The 24,992-nt window shown below is 72.3% G+C and carries 22 protein-coding genes and 5 pseudogenes; 15 read left to right on the forward strand and 12 right to left on the reverse strand.

Annotation, left to right across the window (positions count from 1 at the left end):
- Positions 1-87: 87 nt before the first annotated feature.
- Positions 88-411: pseudogene (locus KWI83_RS13970) on the forward strand (hypothetical protein); the annotation flags it as partial.
- Positions 412-507: 96 nt separating this feature from the next.
- Here the strand turns inward: KWI83_RS13970 and KWI83_RS13975 are convergent.
- Positions 508-1,443: a DUF3027 domain-containing protein gene (locus tag KWI83_RS13975; protein ID WP_218514677.1), complete on the reverse strand. Its 936-nt coding sequence runs from the start codon at positions 1,441-1,443 to the stop codon at positions 508-510.
- A 302-nt stretch (positions 1,444-1,745) separates the two neighbouring features.
- Here KWI83_RS13975 and KWI83_RS13980 point away from each other — a divergent pair, with 302 nt between their 5' ends.
- From KWI83_RS13980 to KWI83_RS13995, 4 genes are all read left to right on the forward strand, one after another.
- Positions 1,746-3,170 (forward strand): MFS transporter, encoded by a 1,425-nt coding sequence (locus KWI83_RS13980; protein ID WP_218514678.1) that lies wholly within the window; start codon positions 1,746-1,748, stop codon positions 3,168-3,170.
- A 62-nt stretch (positions 3,171-3,232) separates the two neighbouring features.
- Positions 3,233-3,703, forward strand: coding sequence for a DUF2771 domain-containing protein (locus KWI83_RS13985; RefSeq protein WP_218514679.1), 471 nt, complete (start codon positions 3,233-3,235; stop codon positions 3,701-3,703).
- Positions 3,704-3,761: 58 nt separating this feature from the next.
- Positions 3,762-4,361, forward strand: a complete 600-nt coding sequence (locus KWI83_RS13990; protein ID WP_308122054.1) for a futalosine hydrolase — start codon at positions 3,762-3,764, stop codon at positions 4,359-4,361.
- On the forward strand, positions 4,358-5,200 hold the full coding sequence (locus KWI83_RS13995; protein WP_218514680.1) for a 1,4-dihydroxy-6-naphthoate synthase: 843 nt from the start codon (positions 4,358-4,360) through the stop codon (positions 5,198-5,200). The genes KWI83_RS13990 and KWI83_RS13995 overlap by 4 nt, the downstream gene beginning before the upstream one ends.
- Positions 5,201-5,203: 3 nt before the next feature.
- Here the strand turns inward: KWI83_RS13995 and KWI83_RS39750 are convergent, their stop codons facing one another.
- Positions 5,204-5,587, reverse strand: coding sequence for a cold-shock protein (locus KWI83_RS39750; RefSeq protein ID WP_218514681.1), 384 nt, complete (start codon positions 5,585-5,587; stop codon positions 5,204-5,206).
- Between the two features lie 164 nt (positions 5,588-5,751).
- On the opposite strand from KWI83_RS39750, the gene KWI83_RS14005 reads away from it, so the two are divergent.
- Positions 5,752-6,003, forward strand: a complete 252-nt coding sequence (locus tag KWI83_RS14005) for a hypothetical protein (RefSeq protein ID WP_218514682.1) — start codon at positions 5,752-5,754, stop codon at positions 6,001-6,003.
- Here the strand turns inward: KWI83_RS14005 and KWI83_RS14010 are convergent.
- Positions 5,979-6,614 carry an HAD family hydrolase gene (locus KWI83_RS14010; RefSeq protein WP_218514683.1) on the reverse strand — a complete coding sequence of 212 codons (636 nt, stop codon included), beginning with the start codon at positions 6,612-6,614 and terminating at the stop codon, positions 5,979-5,981. The two genes, KWI83_RS14005 and KWI83_RS14010, sit on opposite strands and share 25 nt — an antisense overlap.
- A gap of 143 nt (positions 6,615-6,757) precedes the next feature.
- Positions 6,758-7,732: a hypothetical protein gene (locus KWI83_RS14015; RefSeq protein WP_218514684.1), complete on the reverse strand. Its 975-nt coding sequence runs from the start codon at positions 7,730-7,732 to the stop codon at positions 6,758-6,760.
- Positions 7,733-7,887: 155 nt separating this feature from the next.
- On the opposite strand from KWI83_RS14015, the gene KWI83_RS14020 reads away from it, so the two are divergent.
- From KWI83_RS14020 to KWI83_RS14025, 3 genes are all read left to right on the forward strand, one after another.
- Positions 7,888-10,431 (forward strand): helicase C-terminal domain-containing protein, encoded by a 2,544-nt coding sequence (locus tag KWI83_RS14020; protein WP_218514685.1) that lies wholly within the window; start codon positions 7,888-7,890, stop codon positions 10,429-10,431.
- A 192-nt stretch (positions 10,432-10,623) separates the two neighbouring features.
- The gene (locus KWI83_RS38520; protein ID WP_256362298.1) at positions 10,624-10,746 is read left to right on the forward strand and encodes a hypothetical protein; all 123 of its coding nucleotides are present in this window, start codon (positions 10,624-10,626) and stop codon (positions 10,744-10,746) included.
- Between the two features lie 83 nt (positions 10,747-10,829).
- Positions 10,830-11,060, forward strand: a complete 231-nt coding sequence (locus KWI83_RS14025) for a hypothetical protein (protein ID WP_218514686.1) — start codon at positions 10,830-10,832, stop codon at positions 11,058-11,060.
- On the opposite strand, the gene istB is transcribed toward KWI83_RS14025, so the two are convergent.
- The 3 genes and pseudogenes from istB to KWI83_RS14040 all read right to left on the reverse strand — a co-directional run bounded on the left by istB (position 11,038) and on the right by KWI83_RS14040 (position 13,143).
- Complete coding sequence (istB, locus tag KWI83_RS14030) at positions 11,038-12,273, reverse strand: IS21-like element helper ATPase IstB (protein WP_218514687.1); 1,236 nt, start codon at positions 12,271-12,273, stop codon at positions 11,038-11,040. The two genes, KWI83_RS14025 and istB, sit on opposite strands and share 23 nt — an antisense overlap.
- Positions 12,274-12,426: 153 nt before the next feature.
- Positions 12,427-12,738: pseudogene (locus KWI83_RS14035) on the reverse strand (NUDIX domain-containing protein); the annotation flags it as partial.
- A gap of 267 nt (positions 12,739-13,005) precedes the next feature.
- A complete protein-coding gene (locus KWI83_RS14040) occupies positions 13,006-13,143 on the reverse strand; it encodes a hypothetical protein (protein WP_218514843.1) in 138 nt (45 codons plus the stop codon).
- A gap of 237 nt (positions 13,144-13,380) precedes the next feature.
- On the opposite strand from KWI83_RS14040, the pseudogene KWI83_RS14045 reads away from it, so the two are divergent.
- A pseudogene (locus tag KWI83_RS14045) lies at positions 13,381-13,805 on the forward strand (XRE family transcriptional regulator); the annotation flags it as partial.
- 19 nt (positions 13,806-13,824) lie between these two features.
- Entirely contained in the window at positions 13,825-14,031 is a 207-nt protein-coding gene (locus KWI83_RS14050; RefSeq protein ID WP_218514689.1) for a hypothetical protein, read from the forward strand.
- A gap of 65 nt (positions 14,032-14,096) precedes the next feature.
- Here KWI83_RS14050 and KWI83_RS14055 read toward each other — a convergent pair whose 3' ends face one another.
- Positions 14,097-15,704, reverse strand: a complete 1,608-nt coding sequence (locus KWI83_RS14055; protein WP_256362269.1) for a recombinase family protein — start codon at positions 15,702-15,704, stop codon at positions 14,097-14,099.
- 61 nt (positions 15,705-15,765) lie between these two features.
- Between KWI83_RS14055 and KWI83_RS14060 the strand changes: the two genes are divergently transcribed.
- Positions 15,766-17,406, forward strand: coding sequence for a DNA repair helicase XPB (locus KWI83_RS14060; protein ID WP_218514691.1), 1,641 nt, complete (start codon positions 15,766-15,768; stop codon positions 17,404-17,406).
- A gap of 20 nt (positions 17,407-17,426) precedes the next feature.
- On the opposite strand, the pseudogene KWI83_RS14065 reads toward KWI83_RS14060, so the two are convergent.
- A pseudogene (locus tag KWI83_RS14065) lies at positions 17,427-18,518 on the reverse strand (glycosyltransferase 87 family protein); the annotation flags it as partial.
- Between the two features lie 17 nt (positions 18,519-18,535).
- Positions 18,536-18,718 (reverse strand): hypothetical protein, encoded by a 183-nt coding sequence (locus KWI83_RS14070; RefSeq protein ID WP_218514692.1) that lies wholly within the window; start codon positions 18,716-18,718, stop codon positions 18,536-18,538.
- 314 nt (positions 18,719-19,032) lie between these two features.
- Between KWI83_RS14070 and KWI83_RS14075 the strand changes: the two are divergent.
- Positions 19,033-21,098: pseudogene (locus KWI83_RS14075) on the forward strand (UvrD-helicase domain-containing protein).
- Between the two features lie 358 nt (positions 21,099-21,456).
- Here KWI83_RS14075 and KWI83_RS14080 read toward each other — a convergent pair.
- On the reverse strand, positions 21,457-22,149 hold the full coding sequence (locus tag KWI83_RS14080) for a copper homeostasis protein CutC (RefSeq protein WP_218514693.1): 693 nt from the start codon (positions 22,147-22,149) through the stop codon (positions 21,457-21,459).
- A gap of 151 nt (positions 22,150-22,300) precedes the next feature.
- Positions 22,301-22,978, reverse strand: a complete 678-nt coding sequence (locus KWI83_RS14085) for a maleylpyruvate isomerase family mycothiol-dependent enzyme (protein ID WP_256362225.1) — start codon at positions 22,976-22,978, stop codon at positions 22,301-22,303.
- 140 nt (positions 22,979-23,118) lie between these two features.
- On the opposite strand from KWI83_RS14085, the gene KWI83_RS14090 reads away from it, so the two are divergent.
- Together KWI83_RS14090 and KWI83_RS14095 are read left to right on the forward strand one after the other, a co-directional pair.
- On the forward strand, positions 23,119-23,763 hold the full coding sequence (locus tag KWI83_RS14090) for a hypothetical protein (protein ID WP_218514694.1): 645 nt from the start codon (positions 23,119-23,121) through the stop codon (positions 23,761-23,763).
- A 28-nt stretch (positions 23,764-23,791) separates the two neighbouring features.
- Positions 23,792-24,877 (forward strand): GNAT family N-acetyltransferase, encoded by a 1,086-nt coding sequence (locus KWI83_RS14095; protein ID WP_218514695.1) that lies wholly within the window; start codon positions 23,792-23,794, stop codon positions 24,875-24,877.
- The last annotated feature ends 115 nt before the right edge of the window (positions 24,878-24,992 follow it).

A 24,992-nucleotide genomic window follows, 5' to 3' on the forward strand; every position in this document is an offset into this window, starting at 1 on the left:
TCGCACGAGCGGCCTGGTGGAGATGAACGGCCTGTTGTCAGTGGCAGGTGTGATGCTGACAGGCAGCAGAAGGAGCGTGTCAGCCTCGCCCGCGGCCTGGGCAAGCACCCGGCCGCAGAATTGTGGAGGAACCTGGTGGCCGTGGATCTCTCCTTCTACAAGTCATCCCTCTCACAGGAACTCCGGGCAGAGGGCCGGGCAGAGGGCCGGGCCGAGGGCCGGGCCGAGGGCGAAACGCGCCGCGCCGCCGAGGACATCCTGGACGTCTTCGATGCGCGCGGCATCGACGTCCCCGACGCAGTGCGCACACGCATCACCGACTGCACCGACCCCGAAACCCTGCGCCGCTGGCACCGGCGCGCCGTCACCGCACCCTCCGCCGACGCCATCTTCGCGGACGAGCAACCCTGACATCCGCCCGAGCCGACCGGAGGGTGCGCCCCCCGGTCGTCGGTCGTCGGTCGTCATCGCGTCTCGAAGGAACACACGCCGGGAAGCCCAAGAGCCCTACGAATGCCCCAGCTCCGCCGCTTCCTCGTCGGAGACCTCGGGCACGGACCCCGAATCCCGCCCCGGCCGCAGCGGAAACGGATCCACCCGCGTCTCGTCGATCACCGGCGGAGCCGGCTGCGGTGGCTTCGGCATGACCGCCGCCTCTGAGTGGCCCCCGCAGCCGTACGCCAGCGACACCACCCGGCCGTCGGCCGGTGAGAACTCGTTCGCGCAGACCCCGAAGGCCTGCCCCAGCGACCCCCCGATCGGCACCAGGAAGCCGCACGTCACGCACGCCGCGGGCGCCGCCTGCGCCATCGGCGTCTTCGGGCCGTATGCCTCCTCCCAGCGGTCGGCGGCCACATGCAGCCCGTACCGCGAGAGCACCCGGGCGCGCCGCATGCCCAGTTCCTCCGCGACCGCCGCGATGGAGCCGCGTGTGGGCGCGGTCGGCAGCGCGGCCGGGGGCCCGGCGGTGACCTCGGCGTCCTCGGCCTCGACCAGTTCCGCCATGTCCGCGGAGACCGCGGAGACCGCGGAGTTCGGCGGCGGCTCCTCCTCGCCGGACCAGCCCGGCTCCAGCCGCAGATCCTCCGCGTCCGTGGGGAGGAGGTCGCCCGGCCCCATGTCGCCGGGGCGCAGCCGCTCGCTCCACGGCACCCACTCCGGCGCCAGCAGCGCGTCGGGGCCGGGCAGCAGCACGACCTCGTCCAGCGTCACGATCTTCGCGCGCGACGCCCGCGCCACGGTCACGGCCCAGCGCCAGCCGCGGTACCCCAGCTCCTTGCACTCGAAGAGGTGCGTGACAACGCGGTCGCCCTCGGAGGCCACACCCACGTGCTCCCCGACGACGCCGGGCGCGGCGGCCTCCTCGGCCGCGGCACGGGCTAGGTCGACGGCCTCGGCGCACAGGCGGTCGGGGGTGCGGCTTCGCGTTGTCGCTGCGCTCACAGGTATCGCTTCTCTCCTACGCCGTCTCTCAGTGCGCCTGCCGGAAGGCGACGGGCCGGACGGAGCGGACCTGGGGACCGCGTCGACGTCCGCGCCCTGTCGCGCTCGGGCGCACCTGTGTCATCCATTCTGCGGGATGGCCGAGAGGCGCGCGGCCGAGAACGTTTCGCCACGGCGCGCTACGCACGCTACCCCTTCACCGCCGCTGGGCCTACACCGACGGCTCATGATCGCCACGAAGCGCGCGTCCAGACGCGCCGGAACCGCACTACCGACGCCCATCTCAGGGCACTATGAACGTCGTGGCAACCGCAAGGTCGCCCCAGGGCACCTCCGGAACGGATGGGGTCAAGGGGAACAACCGACGCGGCGGAGCGGGCCGGACGGGCGGCCCGCTCCGCTCGATCACCCGTGCCCTGCACTTCCCGGTGACCGGCACCGCCCGCGGCATCCGCAAGGCCACGCACGCGCACGGCGCCGGCGAGTCCGGCCTCGGCAAGCTCATCGAACTGCACGGGGTGAACGGCGCCGGCGACGTCATGATCACCATCGCCCTCGCCTCCACCGTCTTCTTCGCCGTCCCCACCGACGAGGCCCGCGGCCGCGTCGCCCTCTACCTCGCGATCACGATGGCGCCGTTCACCCTTCTCGCGCCCGTGATCGGCCCCCTCCTCGACCGCCTCCCGCACGGCCGCCGCGCGGCGATGGCGGGCGCGATGCTGGCCCGGGCGCTGCTCGCGCTGGTGCTGTCCGGCGCGGTGATCAACGGCAGCATCGAGATGTACCCGGCGGCGCTCGGCGTGCTGGTCGCGTCCAAGGCCTACGGGGTCGTCCGCAGCGCCGTCGTGCCCCGTCTCCTCCCGCCCCACTTCTCGCTGGTGAAGGCCAACTCCCGGGTCACCCTCGGCGGCCTGCTCGCCACCGGCGTGGCCGCGCCGATCGGTGCGGGGCTGCAGGCGCTCGGCCCGCGCTGGCCGCTGTACGGGGCTTTCGTGATCTTCATCGCCGGTACGTTTCTCTCCTTCTCCCTGCCGCACAAGGTCGACTCGGCCAAGGGGGAGGACACCGCGCTGCTCGCGGCGGACGAGGCGCATCTGCACGGCCCGCACCGCAAGCCGGTCAAGCGTCCGGGCCTGCGCACGGTCGGCATCGCGGTCACACACGCCCTGGCCGTGAACGCGGCGATCCGCTGCCTGGCCGGGTTCCTGATCTTCTTCCTGGCGTTCCTGCTGCGCGAGCATCCGCTGGCCGGGCAGAGCGCGGCGGTGTCGCTGGGCATGGTGGCGGTCGCGGCCGGGGTGGGCAACGCGCTCGGCACGGCGGTCGGGGCGTGGCTGAAGGCACGGGCGCCTGAGCTGATCATCGTGACGGTCGTCGCGGTGGAGCTGGCGGTCGCGGTGACGGCGGCGCTGTTCTTCAGCGCGTTCCTGGTGGCGTGCCTGGCGGCGGTCGCCGGGTTCGCGCAGGCGCTGGCGAAGCTGTCGCTGGACGCGCTGATCCAGCGGGACGTACCGGAGCTGGTGCGCACCTCGGCGTTCGCGCGCTCGGAGACGCTGCTGCAGATGTCCTGGGTGCTGGGCGGCGCGATCGGCATCGCCCTGCCGCTGAACGGCACCCTGGGCATGACGGTGGCCGCCGCCGTCCTGGCCGCCGGCTGGCTGACCACCGTCCGCGGCCTGCTCGGCTCCGCCCGTCAGGGCGGCCGCACTCGTCCGCGAGCGGCCTGACGGACGGCACGCCCCGTACCCCGCATGGGGAGGCCACTGGACGTGACCGATAGCCTTCAGCCATGACCATGCAATCCGCTGTGCGACGCCGCCGCGCCGTCGCCGCCGCCGGCGCCGTTTCCGCCGGACTGCTTGTCCTGTCGGCCTGCGACAAGCCGACGCCGATGGCCACGATCACCGTCGGTTCCAGCTCGGTCCACTCCGAGGCGACCTGCTACAGCGAGGACGCCGCCCTGAAGACCGCGGAGCTGACCGAGTGCCTGAAGGACTCGGACATCAAGTCCATCTCGGTCGATCCCGACGAAACCGTTCGCTTCGGCGTGGACCCGGAGATCGCGGACAAGGGCTGGACCATCCTGATGAACGGCCAGCCGCTCACCGACTCCAGCACCAAGACCTACCGCACCATCCCGGGCAGCGTGTTCTTCAACGCCCAGTACGGCGCCCAGGGCGACTCCACGCTGGTCTCCATCAGGGAGGGCGAGCAGGAGGTCACCGGCGTGTGGTCCTTCAAGCTGAAGAAGGAGTCCTGACACGTCCGCCGTACCCCGTGTCCTGGTAGCCACCGCGGTCCCCGCCGAGCGGGACGCGGTGGCCCGGACGTTCTCCGGGCAGGTCGTCGCGGTGGGCGTCGGCCCCGCAGGCGCCGCCGCCCGCACCGCGACCGCCCTGACCGAGGCCGCCCGCGACGGCCGCCCCTTCCGGCTGGTCGTCTCGGCCGGCATCGCCGGCGGCTTCGCCCCCGAGGCGCCCGTCGGCTCGCTGGTCGTCGCCGACGAGATCACCGCCGCCGATCTGGGCGCCGAGACCGCCGAGGGCTTCCTGCCGGTCACCGAGCTGGGCTTCGGCACCGTCACCCACCGTCCGCCACAAGCACTCGTACGGGACACCGCGACCGCCACCGGGGCCCGCCCCGGCACGGTCCTCACCGTCTCCACGGTGACCGGCACCGCCGCCCGCGCCGCCGCCCTGCGCGCCCACCACCCGCGGGCCCTCGCCGAGGCCATGGAGGGCTTCGGCGTCGCCGAGGCCGCCGCCGTGCACGGCGCGCCCGTGCTGGAGGTGCGCGCGATCTCCAACCCGGTCGGCCCGCGCGACCGCGCCGCCTGGCGGATCGGCGAGGCCCTTCAGGCGCTCACGGACGGCTTCGGGAAGCTCGCCCCCGTTCTGGAGAGTTGGAGACCGGCATGAGCCGTCTGCGCATCGCGTACTCCCCCTGCCCCAACGACACCTTCGTCTTCGACGCCCTCGCCCACGGCCGCGTCCCCGGCGCGCCCGCGCTCGACGTGACCTTCGCGGACATCGACGTCACCAACGGCATGGCCGAGCGCGGCGAGCTGGACGTGCTGAAGGTGTCGTACGCCGTGCTGCCGTACGTCCTCGGCACCTACACCCTGCTGCCGTGCGGCGGCGCGCTGGGGCGGGGCTGCGGCCCGCTGGTGCTCACCAGGGAGCCCGGTGTCGACCTCACCGGACGCACGGTCGCGGTGCCGAGCGAGAAGTCGACGGCGTATCTGCTGTTCCGCCTGTGGGCCGCCGACACACTGCCCGGGGCGGTGGGCGAGATCGTGGTCATGCCCTTCCACGAGATCATGCCCGCCGTGCGGGACGGGAAGGTCGACGCGGGACTCGTCATCCACGAGGCGCGCTTCACGTACCAGAACTACGGTCTGCACAGGCTCGCCGACATGGGCGAGCACTGGGAGCACACCACCGGGCTGCCGATCCCGCTGGGCGCGATCGTCGCGAAGCGGTCGCTGGGCGCTCAGACGCTGACGCGGCTCGCCGCGGCCATGCGCACCTCCGTGCACATGGCCTGGGACGACCCCGAGGCGTCCCGCCCGTACGTCATGGCGCACGCCCAGGAGATGGACCCGGTCGTCGCCGAGCAGCACATCGGGCTGTACGTCAACGAGTTCACCGCCGGCCTCGGCGAGGACGGCTACGCGGCCGTACGCGGTCTGCTCACCCGTGCGGCGGCCGAGGGGCTGGTGCCGCCCCTCGGCCCGGACGCGCTGGACTTCCCGTAGTGGCTACACGTCGAGCTGGTCGGCGACCGCCCGGAGCAGACCGGCGATCTTCTTGCCGGAGGCCTTGTCGGGGTAGCGGCCCTTTTCGAGCATCGGAGTGATGTTCTCCAGGAGCGTGGTCAGGTCCTGGACGATGGACGCCAGCTCGTCCGGCTTCCTGCGCTGCGCGGCCGCGACGGACGGGGTCGGGTCCAGAAGGGTGACCGACAGGGCCTGGTCGCCGCGCTGCCCGGCGACGACTCCGAACTCCACGCGCTGTCCCGGCTTGAGCGTCTCGACTCCGGCGGGGAGAACCGAGGAATGGACGAAGACGTCACCGCCGTCGTCACGGGAGAGAAAGCCGAAGCCCTTCTCGCTGTTGAACCACTTGACCTTGCCGGTAGGCACGTCTGTCCTCGTCCTCGTACTCGTCGGAAAACTGCTTCGGAAACGGCTCTTGATAGCACTGGGGCGGGTCCTCCGTGACCCGCCGGTACCAAGGCTAATGGTCTTCAGGCCGGTGACAAGACGTCGCCCGGTTGTTCCTTCGCGCTGGGAACTACCCTGGTCCGGTGCGTGACAAAACCCAACCGAATTCCGCCGGGCCCGGTGACCGACTGATCCGTGCCGGTGCCGTCGTCTTCCTCGTCGGGGCGGTGGCCACCCTGGTCACGGTGGCTCCGCTCTTCCTCGGTACGACGCCTTTTCCGACGTACATGTTCGGATTGAGCATGCTCATGGGGGTCGGCTTCCTCATCGCCGGAGCGGGGCTGCTCCGGTCGATCGCGGCGGGGCGGCGTCAGGCGCGCGGCGCGTCGAGATAGGCCGAAAGCCAGTCCGGGAACTCGCCCAGGCCGGTGAGTACGACGTCCGCGCCGGCCGCCGCGAGCTCCTCGGCGTCGCACGGGCCGGTCGCCACCGTCACCGACAGCGCCTCGGCCGCGCGGGCGCCGCGGACGTCGCCAGTGTGGTCGCCGACGTACACGCCCGCGCCGTACTCGCGCAGCGCCGCCGCCTTCGCCTCCGCCCACAGGTCGCCGACCACCGCGTCGGGCTCGATACCGAGGTGGGCGAGGTGCAGCTTGGCGTTGGGCTCGTACTTGGCGGTGACCACGACGGTCCGTCCACCGGCCGCGCGCACGGCCGCTATCGCCTCGTGCGCTCCGGCCATGGCGGGGGTCGCGGCGATGGCGATCGTCGGATACATCGCCCGGTAGACGTCGGCCGTCGCGGGGACCTCGTCCGCCGGGAACCAGTGCCGCAGCTCCTCCTCCAGCGGCGGCCCCAGCCGGGTGATCGCGAGATCGGCGTCGATGTACGTCCCCGTCCGCTCGGCCAGCGCCAGGTAGCAGGCGTGGATGCCGGGACGGGAGTCGATGAGCGTCATGTCGAGATCGAAGCCGACGGTGAGCGGGCGCGGGGTCATGCGGGCCATTGTGCCGAGTGGCCCCGAGGAGTGGTGTGCGGGGGCCGGGCCGGGTGCGGTTCGGCGGCGCCTCGAAGGGCGCGGCGAACCGCGATCAGCCACGACGGTCCGCAGACGCCCGACGGCCCCTCGCGGCACGTCCCGAGGAGCGCTCAGCCCTTCTTCTGGGACCGCCACACCAGGAACAGCGCCGACGCCACCGCCGCGCCCCGCACGACCCAGGGCCAGGTCTCGGCGAGGGCGTCGTTCATGTGGCCGTCGGCGATGGGGGTGCCCCAGCGGCCGTCGAGTCTGCCCCACAGCCAGCCGAAACCGGCGGCGACCGCGGTACCGGGCAGGATCATCACCGCCCACTTCATCTCCCACCTGGTCAGACGGCGCGAGGCGTACGCGATGAGCCAGCCGACGGCGAGCGGGAGCAGGTTGCCGAGCACGGCTCCGGTGACCAGGAGGGCGGCGGCGAGCAGCAGGAGGGGGTTGTTCCAGTTGCCGGGGGACGGGAGGAACCGGCGACGCGGGGCGGGCTGGTCGGCGTCGGCCTCCTGGGTCTTCTGCGTCTTCCGGGGCACCGGCTCCGGGACGGCGTCCTTGTCCTCCTCCGGCGGCCTGAGCAGCTCCGGGATCTCCACGCCGCCGACGAACCCGGGCACGCTGTCGCCGACGCCGAAGGGGCTGCTGTCCACCCGCCACCAGTCGGGCTGGGCGGCACTGTCCCCGAGCTCGTGCTCGCCCGCGCGGTGCGGCGGGGCGGGGGCCTCCGGCTCGGCGTGCCGGGGCCCCGGCACGACCCGGCGCAGCCCCTTGCCCTTCGACCGGGGCCCCTTCTCCCGCTTCTCCCGCTTGTCCTGCTTGTCCCGCTGTACGGGCACGGCGGCGGCCGGCGGCTCCACGGCACCGTCACCGTCACCCGCCGCGGCGACCACCTCGTCCGGGCTGCCGATGCGGGCCAGGATGCGGCGGACGGCGGCGGGGCTGTCGACGACGGCCTTGGCGCGGCGCCGGTCGATCTCGTCGCGCAGCTGGGAGACCAGGCGCATGCGGATGGCGGAGGGCAGCTGCCGCTGCTGAGCCACGTCACCGACGCGGCTCAGATACTCGTAGACGACCTTGTCGCTCTCGATCCCCACGCTGTCCCCTCCGGGGCGGGTGTGCCGGTTTCCCCGTGCCACGACGTTAGCGCAGGGTGATCCAGCCGTTCGCCGTGCTGACGCGGCTTGTCCCAGCCCCGCCCGGCATGCGGATGCTCCGCGCGTCCCGGCGCCGACCCGCTACCGTTGGCCGGATGAGCACCGAGGAGAAGCCGGCGGCCCCGCGGTCCCTCGCGGAGGCGCTTCGCGCGCGGGACGACGCCTCGCTGGCCGCGCTCCTGCGCAGCCGGCCCGATCTCATCACGCCCGTCCCCACCGACCTCACCCAGCTCGCCACCCGCGCCGGCACCCGCGCCTCGGTGGTCCGCGCCCTGGAGCGGCTGGACCGCTTCGCACTGCAGACGGCCGAAGCGCTGGCCGTGGCGGCGGACCCGGCGACGTACGAGGAACTGCTCGGGCTCATGGCCGGTGACGAGGGCGACCCCCTCGTCACCGCCGCCCTGCCGCGCGCCCTCGGCGCCCTGCGTGAGCAGGCCCTCGCGTGGGGCGCCGACGACCGGCTGCGCCTGGTGCGCACCGCCCGCGAGCTGCTCGCCCCGACCCCTCAGCATCCGTCCCCGACCGGCCTGGGCCCGACCGTCCAGGAGGCGACGGCGGGCATGTCGCCGGGCCGGATCCAGGAGCTCGTCACGGCCGTCGGGCTGCCCTCCACGCACGACTCCGTCTCCGCGGCGGCCGCGCTCACCGCGCTGTTCACCGACCGCGAGCGGATGTCCGCGCTGCTCGACGAGGCCCCGGCCGAGTCGGTGGAGGTGCTGGAACGGCTGGTGTGGGGGCCGCCGTACGGCCAGGTCACCGCCGACCCGGCGCCCCGGCTGCGCTGGCTGCTGGACCGCGGGCTGCTGCTGCCGACGGCGCCCGGCACGGTCGTCCTCCCCCGCGAGGTGGCCCTTCACCTGCGCGGCGGCCGGGCGCACCGCACGCCGGAGCCGCTGCCGCCGCCCGTGGAGGCGGCGGCCACGCACCGTCCGCAGGTCGTGGACGCCACGGCGGCCGGGCAGGCGTACACGGCGCTCGCGACCGTGGAGGAGCTGCTGAGGGACTGGGACGAGGGCGGCCCGGCGGTGCTGCGGGCCGGTGGGCTGAGCGTCCGCGACCTGAAGCGGACCGCCGTCGCGCTCGACGTGTCCGAGCCGGTCGCCGCCTTCTGGGTCGAGCTGGCCCACGCGGCGGGCCTGGTCGCCTCCGACGGCGAGGCGGACGAGCGGTACGCGGCGACCCCGGCCTACGACGAGTGGCTGGAGCAGCCCGCCGCCCAGCGCTGGGTCCGGCTGGCTCAGGCGTGGCTGGCGGCGACCCGGACGGCCGGGCTGGTGGGCGGCCGGGACGCCAAGGACCGCTCGCTGGCCGCGCTGGGCCCGGGACTCGACCGGTCGGCCGCTCCGGAGGTACGGCACCGGGTGCTGAGCCTGCTCGCGGAGCTGCCGGAGGGGACGGCCGCGGCGGGCGAGTCGGTGCTGGCGCGGCTGCGGTGGGAGCGGCCACTGCGGCGGGAGGCGCAACGGGACACCGGCCCAGAGGCGGATCTGCGGGCTCGGCTCGCCCAGTGGGCGCTGTCCGAGGCCGAGTTGCTCGGGGTGACCGGGCGGGGGGCGCTCTCGGCGCACGGGCGGGCCCTGCTGGGGGCGCACGCCCCGGCGCACGCGCCGGAGGAGGATCCCGAGGGCCCCGGCGACAAGCTCCCCGTCCACCACCGTCCCACCCCACCCCTGGAACCCCTCGCCCCCGCCGAGCAGTCCGTCGCCTCCGCCACGGCCGCCCGGCTGCTCGCCCCGCTGCTGCCCGAGCCGCTGGACCACGTCCTGCTCCAGGCCGATCTGACGGCGGTGGCGCCGGGCCCGTTGCAGCGGCACCTCGCGGACATGCTGGGCGTGCTCGCCGACGTGGAGTCCAAGGGCGGGGCGACCGTCTACCGCTTCACGCCCGCCTCCGTACGCCGCGCCCTGGACGCCGGCCGCAGCGCCTCCGACCTGCACGCCTTCCTCGCCGAGCACTCCCGTACGCCGGTCCCGCAGCCGCTGGCGTACCTGATCGACGACGTGGCCCGCCGGCACGGCCACCTCCGTGTGGGCGCCGCCTCGGCGTACGTGCGCTGTGACGACGACGCGCTGCTCAACGAGATCCTCGCCGACAAGCGGTCCGCCGGACTGCGGCTGCGCCGTCTCGCGCCGACCGTGCTGGCCGCGCAGGCCGACCCGGCGTCCCTGCTGGAGGGGCTGCGCGCGATGGGCTTCGCGCCCGCCGCCGAGTCCGCCGAGGGCGACGTACTGATCACGCGCGCGCACGCCCACCGCACCCCGCCGCGCACTCCGCCCGAGCCGGTGCCGGACGGCCCGCCCGCGCCCGACGCCACGCTCCTCGCGGCCGCGATCCGCGCGATCCGGGCGGGCGACCTGGCCTCGACGGCGCCACGGAAGTCCCCCGCGCCCACCGCCACCGGCGGCGGCCTGCCGCGCACCAGCTCCGCCGAGACCCTCGCCACCGTGCAGGCCGCCGTCCTGACCGGCCAGGCCCTGTGGATCGGGTACGTCAACGCCGAGGGCGCCGCCAGTCAGCGGGTGATCGCGCCGGTGCGGGTGGAGGGCGGCTTCGTGACGGCGTACGACCACACCGCGGACGAGGTCCGCACGTATCCGCTGCACCGGATCACGGGGGTGGCGGAGCTGGCCGACGAATAGCCCCGACGGGACTCACCCGTTCGGGCGTACCACGGGATTCATGCACGCCGCGCCGGACACGTCCCACCCATGAGGGAGCTTGCGGCATGTCCCGCATCGCCGTGCGGGGGGCCGGGCAGCCACCGGATGTCCCGATCAAGCCCGAGCCGAATCCCCAGGGTTTCGGGCGAGCACATCCGGAAGGAAGACCCCGTGCGAGCTGCCCGTCGTGTCGCCGCCGTGCTGACCGCCACCGCCGTGCTGCTCGGCGCCCTCACCACCCAGGCCGCCGCCCTTGAGATCGCCGGGACCATCATCGAGTTCCCGGCCGTCTGACGCCCCCGCACACCCGTCGGGCCGGTCCCCGCGTCCCGGGTCCGGCCCGCCCGACCAACCGTCTGAAAGGCCCTCACGTCCCCATGCGTTCCAAGCTCCCCCTCCGCGCCCACCGCGCCATCGCCGTCTCGGCCGCCGCGGTGGTGACCGCGGCCGCCCTCGTCGCCGCGCTCGCGTCCGAGGCCTCGGCGGCGCCGGCCGGGTCGCTGCCGCTCCCGATCGCGGGGGCCGGAGACAAGCCCCTCGTCAACATCGACGGGCACGTCTTCGCCCAGCCGCTGGTCAACAACCTCACCCTGCCCACTCCGCAGTAGCCCGGCGGGTCCGGTAGCTGTCCCCTTCGAGGCGGACGATCTCGGCGTGGTGGGCCAGCCGGTCCACCATCGCCGGGGCGGCGGGACCGCCGAACACCTCGTCCCACCGCTCCAGCGGGCGGTCGCCGGTCACGATCAGCGAGCCGCGCTCGTAGCGGTGGGCGACCAGCCGGAAGAAGAGCTGCGAGGTGTCGGCGTCGAAGGGCAGATAGCCGACCTCGTCGACGATCAGCAGCGGACAGGTGTCGAGGCGGCGCAGCTCCTCGTCGAGGCGGCCGTCGGCCTGCGCCTTCGCCAGCCGCGCCGCCCATTCGCCGGCGGTCGCGAACAGCACCCGGTGACCGGCCTGGCAGGCCCGCACGCCGAGGCCGGTGGCGAGGTGCGTCTTTCCGGTGCCGGTCGGCCCCACGAACACGACGTTGCGCCGGGCCACGACGAAGTCCAGCTTGCCGAGCCGGGCCACCGCCTCCCGGTCGAAGGACCGCAGGTGCCCGGCGTCGAAGTCCTCCAGCAGCTTGCGGGCGGGGAACCCGGCGGCCCGCAGCCGGGCCTCGGCGCTCGGCGCCTCCTCCCGCTGGGCGGGGATCCTGACTCTCTCGGGGGGACTGTCCTCCTCAGGGGGACTGTCCTCGTCGGCGTGCTGCTGGGACCGGTGGGAGGGCTGGTGCGCACGCTCCGCCTGCGCCGCCATCGGCCCCGACATGTACGCGAGGATCGCGGCCGAGACGATGAACGCCATGTGGATCACCGTGCCCCACAGCAGGGAGTGCCGGGAGGTGTGGTGCACATCCACGAACATCTGCAGCAGATGGACGGACGAGATACCGACGATGGCGGTGGCCAGCTTCACCTTCAGCACGTTGGAGTTCACGTGCGAGAGCCATTCCGGCTGGTCACGGTGGCCCTGGAGGCCGATGCGGGAGACGAACGTCTCGTAGCCGCCGACGATCACCATGATCAGCAGGTTGGCGATCATGACGACGTCGACGAGTTTGAGCACGGCGAGCATGACGTAGGTCTCGGTCGCCTGCCCGGTGATGCATCGGACGATTAACGACCAGAGCTCGTTGAAGAACTTGTAGACGTACACCCCCTGGGCGGCCACGAGACCGAAGTAGAGCGGCGCCTGCAGCCAGCGCGTGGCGAACAGCGCGTAACCGAGGGTGGTGGTCGGCGGGGACGGGGCACGAGTGATGGCCTGCACGGTCGGCATTCTTCGCAGCCACCGCCGTCCAGGTGAAACCACGCCACTCACACGAATGAAAAGACATCCTGTAGGACTCCGGGAACGATCAGGCACACTGGACGTTTGGCCCCACCGAGCATCCGGAAAGGCAGTCACGCGTGAACGGACCACTGATCAGACTTCGTGGACGCCGAGCCAATACGGACTGATCGCCCCTCGGCAGAGGAACTTGAAGGCGAATCGGACCGGCGCCTGGACGCCCAGTTCCTCAGTGAGTTCGCGGGCTGCCGCCTCCTCGTAGGACTCGCCGATCTCTGCGGCTCCACCGATCAACCAGTTGTACTGCCCTGGGAATCGGGATACGTCCTCCTGTCTCCGATGCACGAGGATGCGGCCCTCCGTATCTCGACAGACGGTCGTCGCCACGCGGTGCAGCCAACGGTTCTTGATCGCCTCGCCTCGGTCCACCAGTTCACCCATGGCTCTCACCATCCCAGAGGGGTACGACAGTCTTCTCGGGTGACGCGGGCGTGGTCGGTGAACTCTCGGCGGAACAGCTCGGCTGTGACGCCTCCCTCCGGGGCGTGCCGGATCGTGTGGTTGACGTAGCGCAGAACAGCTCTCACCCCGCCCACCTCCTGGACGCGTTCACCTTGCGCACCTTGGCTCGTAGTTCGTCCGAAGTCGTGCTGACCTCGCCGAGCCGGTCGTTCCTGGTGTCCACGGCCAACGTGCCGACCTCCGGGACACCGCAGGAAGTCATGCGCAGCGCCGGCGGATCACCTCGGCGAGCTTCGAGGCGGTGTCAGAGTTCACCCGGCCCAGGTCCACCAGGGGCAGGCAGGACATGAGTGCCGCGAGGTCTGTGCTCAGCGACGGAAGGGTGATGCCGGCCATGGCGCATGCCTCCCTCAACCCCCGTGCTCCGGCGTCAGCTTCGCGCCACGCAGCGGACGTGCAGTCCTGTTTGGTCGACTGTTGTTCCGTGCTCACCGCAGCCCCCTTCCTCTCGGTCACACCATCGATCGTCCACTTGTCGCTCGGGACGGTGGAACCTCGCACGTTTCCCACTTCGGGACGTCCCGCGGCGGTAGAACGTCCCTCGTTACGTCCCCGACCGAGGGACGGCATGGCATGCCGAACGAGAGACTGCGTACAGCCATGGATGCGGGAGGCTGGACCTGCGCAACGCTGGCCGAGAAGGCGAACGCCGATCCCAAGTCCGTTGAGCGGTGGGTGAATCTGGGGCGTACTCCACGCAGGGCCACGGCGCTACGGGCCGCCAAGTCGCTTGGGGAGGACGTGCACGGGCGGACGTGCCCGTATCGACGTACGCAGAGCTGTTCGCCTCGGCTCGTGAGCGCATCGACATCCTGGTGTACGCCGCCGTGTTCCTGCACGAGGCGTATCCCAGGCTGAACGACTTGTTCCGAGAGCGCGCCGCCGACGGATGCGCGGTCCGCATTGCCATAGGGGACGCTGACAGCGCGAACGTCCAGCGGCGCGGAAAGGAAGAGAAGTTCGGGCACGGCATCGAGTCGCGCTGCCGTTTCGCGCTCCCGTCTGCTGGTGCGTGCAGTGCGCTTTGACCCGCTGGCCGCGCCGACCCGGTACCGTCCCGGCCTGACGACCCCCGCCACGCTGCGCGTGTGGCCGATGGGAGAGGACGAGTACGCCAAGCCCGTGGCGGCGGCCTTGTCCAACGTGCCCGCCAAGCTGTCGTACTGTCGCCCCTCCATCAAGGTGGTCGGTCCTTGGCGTGACAGCGACCAATACATAGCCTGACCCGGCCGTATTCAAGGGCGCCCGACCTCACCCGGTGGGGGCGCCCTCTCACGTGTCCGGCGGCGTCAGCTTGCGTCTTCCTTGGGCGCCTCGTCCTGCCCGCTCTTCTTCTCCGCTGCTGCCCGCCGCATGTGCCCTTCCTCACCGAAGTGCACGGACAACCGCGACGTGTCCAGCTTCTTCCCACCGCGCCGCGCGGGTGCCACCTCCACGTAGCAGCCCGCGTTCAGCAACAGGTCCCGCTTACCGGCCACGTCCGAGCGCTTCCATTGCTCAGCGTGCGTCTCACCGGTCGGCTCCGCCTTCACACCGCCGGGCTTCGCCGTGCGCTGCTTCTCCTGCAGAGACGCCAAGCGGTCCTCCAGCTTGGCGTACTGCTCCGCGTACCGCCTCGCACCGTCGTCGCCCTTGAACAGGCCCCGGTCGTAGCGGTCCTTCTGCAAGTCGGCCAAGGCTTCCTCGGCCTGCCGGATCTGGGGGCGGAAGTCCTCGCCCGCCTCCTGGACCAGCCGCACCACGGGAAGGTGCCCGTACTTCTCAAGGAACTGCTCTGTGACGTATTCCTCGGTGGTCACCCCCGCGACGGTCGGCCCGTAGCACTTCACGCCAGGCTTCTCCTCCCCCTTGGCCGCCCGCTGGCGGTACTTCAAGGGGCCGATGCACCGGTACCGGAGCTGGCCATTGCGCCCGCTGAACGTGTACATACGCTCACCGCACACCCCGCAGTGCATGACGCTGCGCAGCAGCGACGTCCCCTCTCGGCGCTTCTCACCGGGATTGGCTCGGCGCTCCAGCTCGCCCTGGAGCGCCTGCCAGGTGTCCGTGTCGAGGATCGGCGGGCGGTTGACCAGGGGCAGCCCGTCCGTCCGCAGGATCGGCTTTCCGTCCTCGATGACCTGGCCGAGCAACTGGGGATTGCCCAGCAGACTGCGCAGAGTCGTCGTATACCACTGCTTGGAGTCGCTGCGCTTGCCCGCCGTCTGGCGTGAGGCGTGGCCGGGCGACGGGACACCCTCCTTGTTGAGGTCGTTGATGATCTGCATGAGCGAATCCTTGGCCAGGACCCGCTCCACGATCCGCTTGATCGTCTTGGCCTCGTCCTCGTTGACCGCGAGGACCTTGCCCGCCCCGTTGGGGTTGGGGACGACCATGTAGCCGTACGGCACCCTGCCGCCGGTGTAGCGGCCCTCCCGTCGCAGGTGCTCGTGCGCGCTGGACACCCGCATGCCGATGGTGTCGGACTCCAGCTCGGCGAAGACCGCGATCACCTTGGCCATGGCCCGGCCCATGGAGGACGTGAGGTCAAGAGGTTCTGTCGCCGACGCGAGCGCGACGCTCTGGTGCTCGGCGAGGCGCATGATCTCCGCGAAGTCGACCGTCGAGCGTGCGAGCCGGTCGATCTTGAAGAACACGATCACGTCCAGCTCGGCGAGCCTGGTCAGGACGCGCTGCAGTCCTGGCCGGTCAAGGCCCCGGGAGAAGCCCGAGACGTCGATGTCCTCCTCCATGGCTATGACGTCCCAGCCACGTGCCTTACACAGCGCCTCGCACGCCGCTCTCTGGCGCTCGGGAGAAGTCGTCTCGTCCGTTTCACGCGATAGGCGAACATAGATAGCGGCGCGCGTCCCCGGCGCGCCGGCCGGAACGCCCTTTCGGCGCCGGGCACGGGGCATGGCCCGAGCCGTGGCAGGTGCAGTGTCTGTCACGCTGACGATCCTATCCGCGGAGGTATGCGTGTCCTGCCTAATCGTCCAGTCGGACAAGACCCTGCTCCTCGAAGTCGATCACGAGCAGGCCGACGAGTGCCGTCGGGCGATCGCGGCGTTCGCCGAGCTGGAGCGGGCGCCCGAGCACATCCACACCTACCGGGTGACGCCGCTCGGCCTGTGGAACGCGCGCGCGGCCGGGCACGACGCCGAGCAGGTCGTGGACGCGCTGGTGACGTACAGCCGCTATCCCGTGCCGCACGCGCTGCTCGTCGACATCGCCGACACGATGGACCGGTACGGCCGGCTGACCCTGAGCAAGCACCCGGCGCACGGCCTCGTCCTCACCACCACCGACCGCCCGGTCCTGGAGGAGGTGCTCCGCTCCAAGCGGATCGCGCCCCTGGTCGGCGCCCGCATCGACCCGGACACCGTCGCCGTGCATCCGTCCGAGCGCGGGCAGATCAAGCAGGTGCTGCTCAAGCTGGGCTGGCCCGCCGAGGATCTCGCCGGGTACGTCGACGGCGAGGCGCACCCCATCGAGCTGCGCGAGGACGGGTGGGCGCTGCGGCCGTACCAGAAGCAGGCCGTGGAGAACTTCTGGCACGGCGGGTCCGGTGTGGTCGTACTGCCCTGTGGGGCCGGTAAGACGCTGGTCGGCGCCGGGTCCATGGCCCAGGCGCAGTCGACGACCCTGATCCTCGTCACCAACACGGTCTCGGCGCGGCAGTGGAAGCACGAGCTGGTGAGGCGGACCTCACTGACCGAGGAAGAGATCGGTGAGTACAGCGGTACGAAGAAGGAGATCCGGCCGGTCACCATCGCGACGTACCAGGTGCTGACGACGAAGCGGAAGGGTGTCTACCCGCACCTGGAGCTGTTCGACTCCCGGGACTGGGGGCTCATCGTCTACGACGAGGTGCATCTGCTGCCCGCTCCGGTCTTCAAGTTCACCGCGGATCTCCAGGCGCGGCGGCGGCTGGGGCTGACGGCGACGCTGGTGCGGGAGGACGGCCGTGAGTCGGACGTCTTCTCGCTCATCGGGCCCAAGCGGTTCGACGCGCCGTGGAAGGAGATCGAGGCGCAGGGGTACATCGCGCCCGCCGACTGCGTGGAGGTCCGGGTGAACCTGACGGACTCCGAGCGGCTCGCGTATGCGACGGCGGAGCAGGAGGAGAAGTACCGCTTCTGCTCGACGACCGAGACCAAGCGGAAGGTGACGGAGGCGATCGTCCGGCGGTTCGCCGGGCAGCAGATCCTCGTCATCGGGCAGTACATCGACCAGCTCGACGAGCTGGGGGAGCATCTCGGGGCGCCGGTGATCAAGGGCGAGACGTCCAACGCCCAGCGCGAGAAGCTCTTCGACGCCTTCCGGCAGGGCGAGATCAGCGTCCTGGTCGTCTCCAAGGTCGCCAACTTCTCCATCGACCTGCCGGAGGCGACGGTCGCCGTCCAGGTGTCGGGGACGTTCGGGTCGCGGCAGGAGGAGGCGCAGCGGCTGGGGCGTGTGCTGCGCCCGAAGGCCGACGGCCACCAGGCCCACTTCTACTCGGTCGTCGCCCGCGACACGCTCGACCAGGACTTCGCGGCCCACCGCCAGCGGTTCCTGGCCGAGCAGGGGTACGCGTACCGGATCATGGACGCGGACGAGCTGCTGGCGGGGAGCTGACGCCGTAACACCGTACGCAGGGCCCTTGACGCCAGCACCGCCAGCCCAAGGAGGGGGTAGGGCGCGGCCAGGGGCTGTTGCCACCACGGGAGGTGGAGGTCCAGGTCGCCCTGGTGGGGTACGAGCCACAGGGTGCGGGCGGTGAAGAGGAACGTCACGGCGAGCGCCAGACGGGTGCGGCCGTCCGTCAGGAGTACGGCGATCAGGGGGACGCACCAGACCCAGTGGTGGGACCAGCTGATCGGCGAGATCAGCAGCGCGGTGACGGCCGTCAGGAGGAGGGCGTGGCGGTCGTCCGGCGTGCGGTGGATCAGCCACAGGGCGGTGGCCGCGATCAGCACGGCGGGCGCCATCCAGGCCGGGCCCGGCGCCGGGTCGCCCAGGGTGCGGGCGATCAGGCCCTGGAGCGACTGGTTGTCGACGATCCAGGGCTTGCCCACCCGGTCGGTCTCGTAGAGGCGGCGCAGCCAGAAGTCCGCGCTCGCGGACGGGAGTACGAGCGCGCCGAGGGCGACGGTCGCCGCGCAGGTGGTCGTGGCGGTGGCGGCCTCCCGGTGGCGGCCGCGCAGCAGCAGGTACGCGATGAAGACGGCCGGCGTGAGCTTGATGCCGGCCGCGACACCCACGGCGACACCCTTGCCCGGGGCGCCGGGCGGGCGGGTGAGGTCCCAGAGGACCAGGCAGGCGAGGGCGAGGTTGATCTGGCCGTAGAGGAGCGTCTGGAAGACCGGTTCCAGCCAGAGGGCGAGGGCGGTGGCCGCGCACAGGGCCGACAGGCGCAGGGGGCGGCCGGCGAGTCGGGCCGAGAGGTGCACCAGGCAGGCGGTGAGCAGGGTGTTGGCCGCGAGGAAGACGGCCTTCAGGGCCGCTACGGGGATCCAGGCGGCGGGCGTGAAGACCAGCGCGGCGAAGGGGGGATAGGTGGCGGGGAGCCGCCACTCGGTGACGGTGAAGCCGTAGAGGTCATGGCCGTGCAGGACGGCCGCGCCCTCGGCCCGGTACACCAGGGCGTCGGCCATGGGTGGGTGTTGCACGACGCACAGGGCGGCGAAGGCCGCGACGGAGACGGCGAGGAGTGTTGCGGAAACCGCCGAGCGTGATCGTCTCGTCACACCGTGACACTAGACGCTCACTTGCGGCGGACGCCCGCCTCCTCGCCGTACTCACCGAGGATGATCACATCGAACGCGGCGCCCGCGAACACCCGCACGGCACGCAAGGCTTCGCCGAGGCGGTGACGGTGGCCGGTGAGGGCGGGGGCGCCGGGGGGACGGGCCGGTGCGGGGGCTGGGGTGAAGGTCGCTGCACTCATGCCTCCATGGTGGATTTCGCACCGTAAAGGGGGCATCGGCCTGCGGGCCGAACCTGCCTGGTCCGTGGGTAGCCCTTCAGAGGGAGCCGTGGCCCTGAGGGAGGAGGGCTCGCCCCCTAGGGGTTGTGACGGAGACGGGCCGGGGGAAGGCAGGTGAGGTCGGTGAGGATCCCGGGTGGAGAAAATTCGTTGGTCCGCCCTCGGCCGCTCACCTAGAATCTCCGCTCTTGCCCGCCTCCCTCGGGGAGTGCCGCCGCCCGGACGGAAACCGGGGGCATCCCTCACCGCACCCGTAGCCCTTCGGAGGCACCGCCTTGTCCACGCCCGCCGACGATCCGCTCGCCCGTGAGCGTTCCCACCTCGCCGCGTCCCGTGCCGCTCTGCGGGCGATGCGGGAGGACGTCGAGTCGCTCGACATCAGCGACGTCACCGCGAACTGGGTCAACGCCCAGATCCTGGAACGCCAGATCGGCGAGCGCATCAAGGCCCTCGCCGACCTCAGCGACACCCCGCTGTTCTTCGGCCGCCTCGACTACCTGCACGCGCCGGGCGTCGAGCAGGCGGAGGGGGCGGAGGGCGAGCGCCCGCGGCCGGAGGACGCTTATCAAACACTGCACATTGGGCGGCGGCATGTGCACGACGCGGACGGCGACCCGATGGTCATCGACTGGCGTGCGCCGGTCTCACAGCCGTTCTACCGGGCCTCCAAGAAGGACCCGATGGGCATCGCGCTGCGCCGCCGTTTCGGTTACACCGGCGGGGAGTTGACGGCGTACGAGGACGAGCACCTCTCCGACCCTGCCGAGGCGGCGCGGGCCAGCAAGCTGCTCCAGCAGGAGATCGAGCGCCCGCGGGTCGGCCCGATGCGGGACATCGTCGCCACGATCCAGCCCGAGCAGGACGAGATCGTACGCAGCGGGCTGGGCGGCACGGTGTGCGTGCAGGGCGGTCCCGGCACCGGAAAGACCGCGGTCGGCCTGCACCGCGTGGCCTACCTCCTCTACGCCCACCGCGAGCGGCTGGCCCGCACGGGCACCCTCGTGATCGGCCCGAACCGCTCCTTCCTGCACTACATCGAGCAGGTGCTTCCGGCGCTGGGTGAGTTGACGGTCCGGCAGGCGACGGTCGGCGACCTGGTGGCGCATGTGGAGGTGCGGGGCACGGACGACGCGGCGGCCGCGCTCGTCAAGGGAGACGCGAGGATGGCGGAGGTCCTCCGCCGGGCGCTGTACGCGCACGTGACCATGCCCACGGAGCCGGTCGTCGTGGTGCGCGGGTCGCGGCGGTGGCGGGTGCCCGCGTACGAAGTCGAGGAGATCGTGCGGGAGTTGCTGAACCGCGGAATCCGGTACGGCGCCGCTCGCGAGGCCCTGCCGCAGCGGATCGCGCATGCCGTGCTGGTGCAGATGGAACGGTCGGGTGAGGCGCCGGACGACCGGGTGCAGGACGCGGTGGCCCGGGGCAGTGCCGTGAAGGCGGCGGTCAAGGCGGTCTGGCCGGTCGTGGACCCGGCGAAGCTGGTGCTGCGGCTGCTGACGGACGCGGAGTTCCTCGCCGTACACGCGGAGGGCGTACTGAGCGAGGACGAGCAGAAGACGATCCTCTGGGCGGGACCGGCGCGGTCGGTGAAGTCGGCGAAGTGGTCGGCGGCGGACGCGGTGCTGGTCGACGAGGCGCGGGACCTGATCGGCCGCACGCCGTCGCTCGCCATGTCGTCCTCGACGAGGCGCAGGACCTGTCGCCCATGCAGTACCGGGCGGTCGGCCGCCGCTGCACCACCGGCTCCGCGACGGTCCTCGGCGATCTGGCGCAGGGGACCACGCCGTGGGCGACGCGCAGTTGGCAGGAGGCGCTCACCCATCTGGGCAAGGACGACGCGGTGATCGAGGAACTGACGGCGGGTTTCCGCGTCCCGACGGACGTCATCACGTACGCCTCCCGGCTGCTGCCGCACATCGCGCCCGGCCTGACGCCGGTGGCGTCGGTGCGGGAGAACCCCGGTTCGTTCGAGGTACGGCAGGTCACGGGCGACGCGGACGTGGTGGCGGCCTGCGCCGCGTCGCTCACCCACGAGGGCTCGATCGGCCTGATCGCGGCGGACGCCCGGATCCCGGCGCTCGCGGAGGCGCTCACGTCAGCCGGGATCGGCTACCTGGCCCCCGGCGAGGAGACGTCGTACGGCACCCGCCTGACCCTGGTCCCGGCCTCGCTGGCCAAGGGCCTGGAGTACGACTACGTGGTGCTGGACGAACCCCAGGCCATCGTCGACGCCGAACCGGACGAACGGACCGGCCTGCGGCGGCTGTACGTGACCCTGACGCGAGCGGTGTCGGGCCTGACGGTGACGCACAAGGCACCGCTGCCGGAGCAACTGAGCTGAGCGTCCATCCACGGGCCTTCGTGCCGCCCGAGGCGGCACGGGAGGGCGCGGGCGGGCGGGCGCGGGGCTGCATCAATGTGCGGCTCCGCCGCGATGGGGGCCCCCGCTCGAGCGCATTCCAGAGTGGGGGAGCAACCAGCCACGACGGTGCCGCAGACGATCGACGGCATATCGCGGCACTTCCAGCGGAGCGCTTGCGCACCGCTGCCGGAGCAACGGAGCTGAGCGTCCATCCACGGGCCTTCGTGCCGCCCGGGGCGGTGTGGGTGGACGCAGGTGAGCGAGGGCAGGCACGGGCGGCGCCCGTCGCGCCCGGCGCGCTCCCGAGCCCACCCGGAGCCGCTCCGCCCAGCACGCGTCAGACGCCGTCCAGCGCGCTCCGCCACTCCGCGACCGACTGCACCGACACCGGCCGAGCCCAGCCACCCGGCCGCGCCGCCCCGCCGATGTGGAACGCGTCGATTCCGGCGGCCCGCAGCGTCGGCACGTGGTCCAGCCGTAGTCCCCCGCCCGCCAGGATGCGCTGCTCGTACCCCGGCTCCCCGCCCCGCGCCGCCTCGGCGAGCAGCACCGGCAGCCCCTCGTCGACCCCATCGGCCGCCCCGGCCGTCAGGTAGGTGTCCAGCCCGGGCAGACCGTCCAGCGCCTTCCGCAGCGCGTCCCGATCCGCCGCCCGGTCGATCGCCCGGTGAAACGTCCACCGGCACCCGTCCAGCACGCCGACCACCCGCTCCACGGCATCCAGGTCCACCCCACCGTGGGCATCGAGGAACCCCAGCACGAACTCCTCGGCCCCGGCCTCCCGCATCCGCCCCGCGACCTCGACGAGCCGCCCCACGTCCCCCGCCGCGAACCCGTCCGCCAGCCGCAGCATCACGCGCAGCGGAATGCCGACGGCGGCCCGGATCGCGACGAAGGTCTCGACGGACGGCGTCAGCCCGTCCGCCGCCATGTCGGTGACCAGTTCGAGGCGATCCGCGCCTCCGGCCTGGGCGGCGACCGCGTCCTCGGCGTCGAGGGCGATCACCTCCAGGACTGCACGCGTGCTCATGGCATCCCTTTCTTTGGGCATTCCCCGAAGCGGGCTACAGGTCTAGTCCAATATCAGGGTACGCCCGCGGGGATCGAGCCCGCGAGACAGCACCGTCGGCCGAAGCCGACGCTCGTCCCCGGTCACCCGAAGATGTTCACCCGAAGAATGTTCACCCGAAGATGTTCAGCTCCCCCACACCCACCCCCGCCAGCTCGAACCCCGCCGCGTCCACCGACCGCCCCGCGTACAGCCGTACGAGCGTCGACGCGTCCCCGATGTACCGCCCCGGCGTCCGCTCCCCGCTCGCGTCCCCGAACCGCAGCGGCTGGTCCACGTCGTCGAGGTCGGCATGCAGCGGCACATGCCCCCGCTCCCGCGTGATCCGCACCAGCAGATCGAGCGCGTACGGCAGCCCCACCCCGGCGTACGCCCCCGGCTCCCCGAGCGCCTCGCGCACATCCCCCGCGTGCACCCACTCCCCGAGCGCGAGCCCGTCCAACGCGCCGCCCGCCTTGGCGATCACCGGCCCCGCCTCCGTCATCCCCCGTTCCAGCTCGTCGACGACCTGCGCGTTCGTCCAGTCGGCGCGCTCGGCGATGTCCCGGTCGTTCGCCTCGGGCGAGAACACACCCTCCTCGAACCGCCCCTCCACGGCCCGCATGAGCGCCGACGAACAGTGCGCCAGCACATCCCGCACCGTCCACCCCGGACACGCGTCCGTCGGCGTCGCGAAGTCCCCGTCCGTCCGCCCCCGCAACCAGGGGATCAGCTGATCCCGCTCCACCACCAGCAGCCGCCCCGGCAGCTCCGGGTCCCGTACCTCGCCGTGCATGTCAGCAGAAGTCATGCCCCCACGCTAGGGCCTGTCCTCTGGATCGCGCCGACGTCGCGGCCCGTGGCACGCGATCCCTCCAAGCTCGGCCGAAAGGCGCAGTCACCCTCAGCCGAGCTGATCCGAACGACAGGGCCCGGCGCAGAATTGACGACATGCCCGACCCCAACGCCCTCCGCGCCCGCTTCGTCCGGACGCTGGAGGCCGCCCGAGCCCCCGAGGGCGGCCCCGATCCGGCCCCGTACGCCGACAACCTCCTCGCCCGCTGGCAGGAGCCGCAGCGTCACTACCACACGCTCGCCCACCTCACCGCGGTCCTCGACCGCATCGACGTACTGGAGCGGTACGCCGACGACGCCGGCCTCGTCCGCCTCGCCGCCTGGTTCCACGACGCCGTCTACCTCCCGGACCGCTCCGAGAACGAGGAACGCTCGGCCCGGCTCGCCGAGCGCGCCCTCCCCGAGGCCGGCGTGTCCCCCGCGAAGACCGCGGAGGTCGCCCGCCTGGTGCGGCTCACCGCGGGCCACGCCCCGGCCGACGACGACCGCAACGGCCAGGTCCTGTGCGACGCCGACCTGGCGATCCTCGCCTCGCCGCCGTCGCGGTACGCCGCCTACACGGCCGCCGTCCGTGAGGAGTACGGCTTCGTCCCGTCCGACGCCTTCCGCGCGGGCCGTTCCGCCGTCCTGCGCGACCTCCTCGCCCTGCCCCGCCTGTTCCGCACCCCGTACGGCGCCGAGCACTGGGAGGCCACGGCCCGCTACAACATCACCTCCGAGCTGGAAATCCTGTCGTCCTGAGGGCACCCCGTCGCCTAGCCTGCGCGCCATGGCGGACATGGGTGGGGAACAGGTACAGCAGGCCGTCGCGAGCGCCGTCGCGGTGCTGCGGACGGCGACGGACCGTGACTGGCGAGCGGTCAACGCCGGTCGCCTCACCTGGAGTTGCCGCGAGACGGCCGAGCACATCGCGAGCGACCTGCTGGCGTACGCGGGACAGCTCGCCGGACGCGCGCAGGACGCGTACGTCCCCTTCGAGATCACACTCGACGGCGACGGCGGCCTCGACCCGGCCGACAACGACGGCGTGCTCCACGTCATCGAGACGACAGGCGCGTTGCTCACGGCGGCGATCCGCACCACGCCCCGCGAGGTGCGCGCCTTCCATCCGTATCCGTTCCGCAGCGCGAACCGTGACGGCTTCGCCGCGATGGGCGTCGCCGAAGTGCTGCTGCACACGCACGACATCGCCGAGGGCCTCGGCCTCGCCCACGACCCACCCGCCGAGCTCTGTACGTTCGTCCTCGGCACGATCTTCCCGCACGTCCGGCCCGCCACCGACCCCTGGCGCACCCTCCTGTGGGCCACCGGCCGCGGCGATCTCCCCGGCCGCGCCCCGGTCACCGACTGGCGCTGGAGCAACACGCTCGTCATCCCCGCCGACCGCCTCACCCTGGAAGGCGTCACCCCCCGCGCGGCCGCCGACCTCGCCGCGGGCGGCGACGGCGGGTTCGAGTGGGTCGAGGGCGGCCCGTTCGAGGGCACCCGCGAGGCCGCGGGGATGACGGTGAAGGCGTACGAGTCGGGCGTGCACCGCCCGGAGTTCGGCCTCTTCGTCCTGGTACGCCACGAGGACGGGCGCGCGATCGGCGGCATGGGCTTCCACGGCGTCCCCGACGAGGACGGCCGCGCGGAGATCGGCTACGACCTCACCGAACCGGCCCGCGGCCACGGCTATGCCACGGAGGCCCTGCGCGCGCTGGCGGACTGGGCCCTGGCCCGGGAGGACGTACGGTCCCTGTTCGCGACGGTGGAGCGGGACAACGTACCGTCCCAAGGGGTGATGGAACGGACCGGTTTCGTACAGGTGAGCGAGGGCGACGACGAAGAGGTCGCCTACGAGCTGCGTGGCTGAGCACACCGATCGGCTCGGCCCGACCGCCGCTGCACCGGATCCACCGTCGGAACCCGCGCAACGCCGATCCCAAAAGCCCCTGCGGGAATTAAAGTTGGCTCTCCAACCACATCGT

Source organism: Streptomyces sp. TRM70350, assembly GCF_019219825.1.
In the GTDB taxonomy this organism is placed as follows: domain Bacteria; phylum Actinomycetota; class Actinomycetes; order Streptomycetales; family Streptomycetaceae; genus Streptomyces.

What these genes read in the sequence shown, in the direction of transcription:
- KWI83_RS14080 (WP_218514693.1), bottom strand. Translation starts at nt 22,149, where the DNA reads ATGAGCACGCGTGCAGTCCTGGAGGTGATCGCCCTCGACGCCGAGGAC.
- KWI83_RS14040 (WP_218514843.1), bottom strand. Translation starts at nt 13,143, where the DNA reads ATGGCCGGCATCACCCTTCCGTCGCTGAGCACAGACCTCGCGGCACTC.
- KWI83_RS14085 (WP_256362225.1), bottom strand. Translation starts at nt 22,978, where the DNA reads ATGACTTCTGCTGACATGCACGGCGAGGTACGGGACCCGGAGCTGCCG.
- istB (WP_218514687.1), bottom strand. Translation starts at nt 12,273, where the DNA reads ATGCCGACCGTGCAGGCCATCACTCGTGCCCCGTCCCCGCCGACCACC.
- KWI83_RS14010 (WP_218514683.1), bottom strand. Translation starts at nt 6,614, where the DNA reads ATGGCCCGCATGACCCCGCGCCCGCTCACCGTCGGCTTCGATCTCGAC.
- KWI83_RS13985 (WP_218514679.1), top strand. Translation starts at nt 3,233, where the DNA reads ATGACCATGCAATCCGCTGTGCGACGCCGCCGCGCCGTCGCCGCCGCC.
- KWI83_RS14090 (WP_218514694.1), top strand. Translation starts at nt 23,119, where the DNA reads ATGCCCGACCCCAACGCCCTCCGCGCCCGCTTCGTCCGGACGCTGGAG.
- KWI83_RS14055 (WP_256362269.1), bottom strand. Translation starts at nt 15,704, where the DNA reads ATGCCCCGTGCCCGGCGCCGAAAGGGCGTTCCGGCCGGCGCGCCGGGG.
- KWI83_RS13995 (WP_218514680.1), top strand. Translation starts at nt 4,358, where the DNA reads ATGAGCCGTCTGCGCATCGCGTACTCCCCCTGCCCCAACGACACCTTC.
- KWI83_RS14020 (WP_218514685.1), top strand. Translation starts at nt 7,888, where the DNA reads ATGAGCACCGAGGAGAAGCCGGCGGCCCCGCGGTCCCTCGCGGAGGCG.
- KWI83_RS14070 (WP_218514692.1), bottom strand. Translation starts at nt 18,718, where the DNA reads ATGAGTGCAGCGACCTTCACCCCAGCCCCCGCACCGGCCCGTCCCCCC.
- KWI83_RS14025 (WP_218514686.1), top strand. Translation starts at nt 10,830, where the DNA reads ATGCGTTCCAAGCTCCCCCTCCGCGCCCACCGCGCCATCGCCGTCTCG.
- KWI83_RS14095 (WP_218514695.1), top strand. Translation starts at nt 23,792, where the DNA reads ATGGCGGACATGGGTGGGGAACAGGTACAGCAGGCCGTCGCGAGCGCC.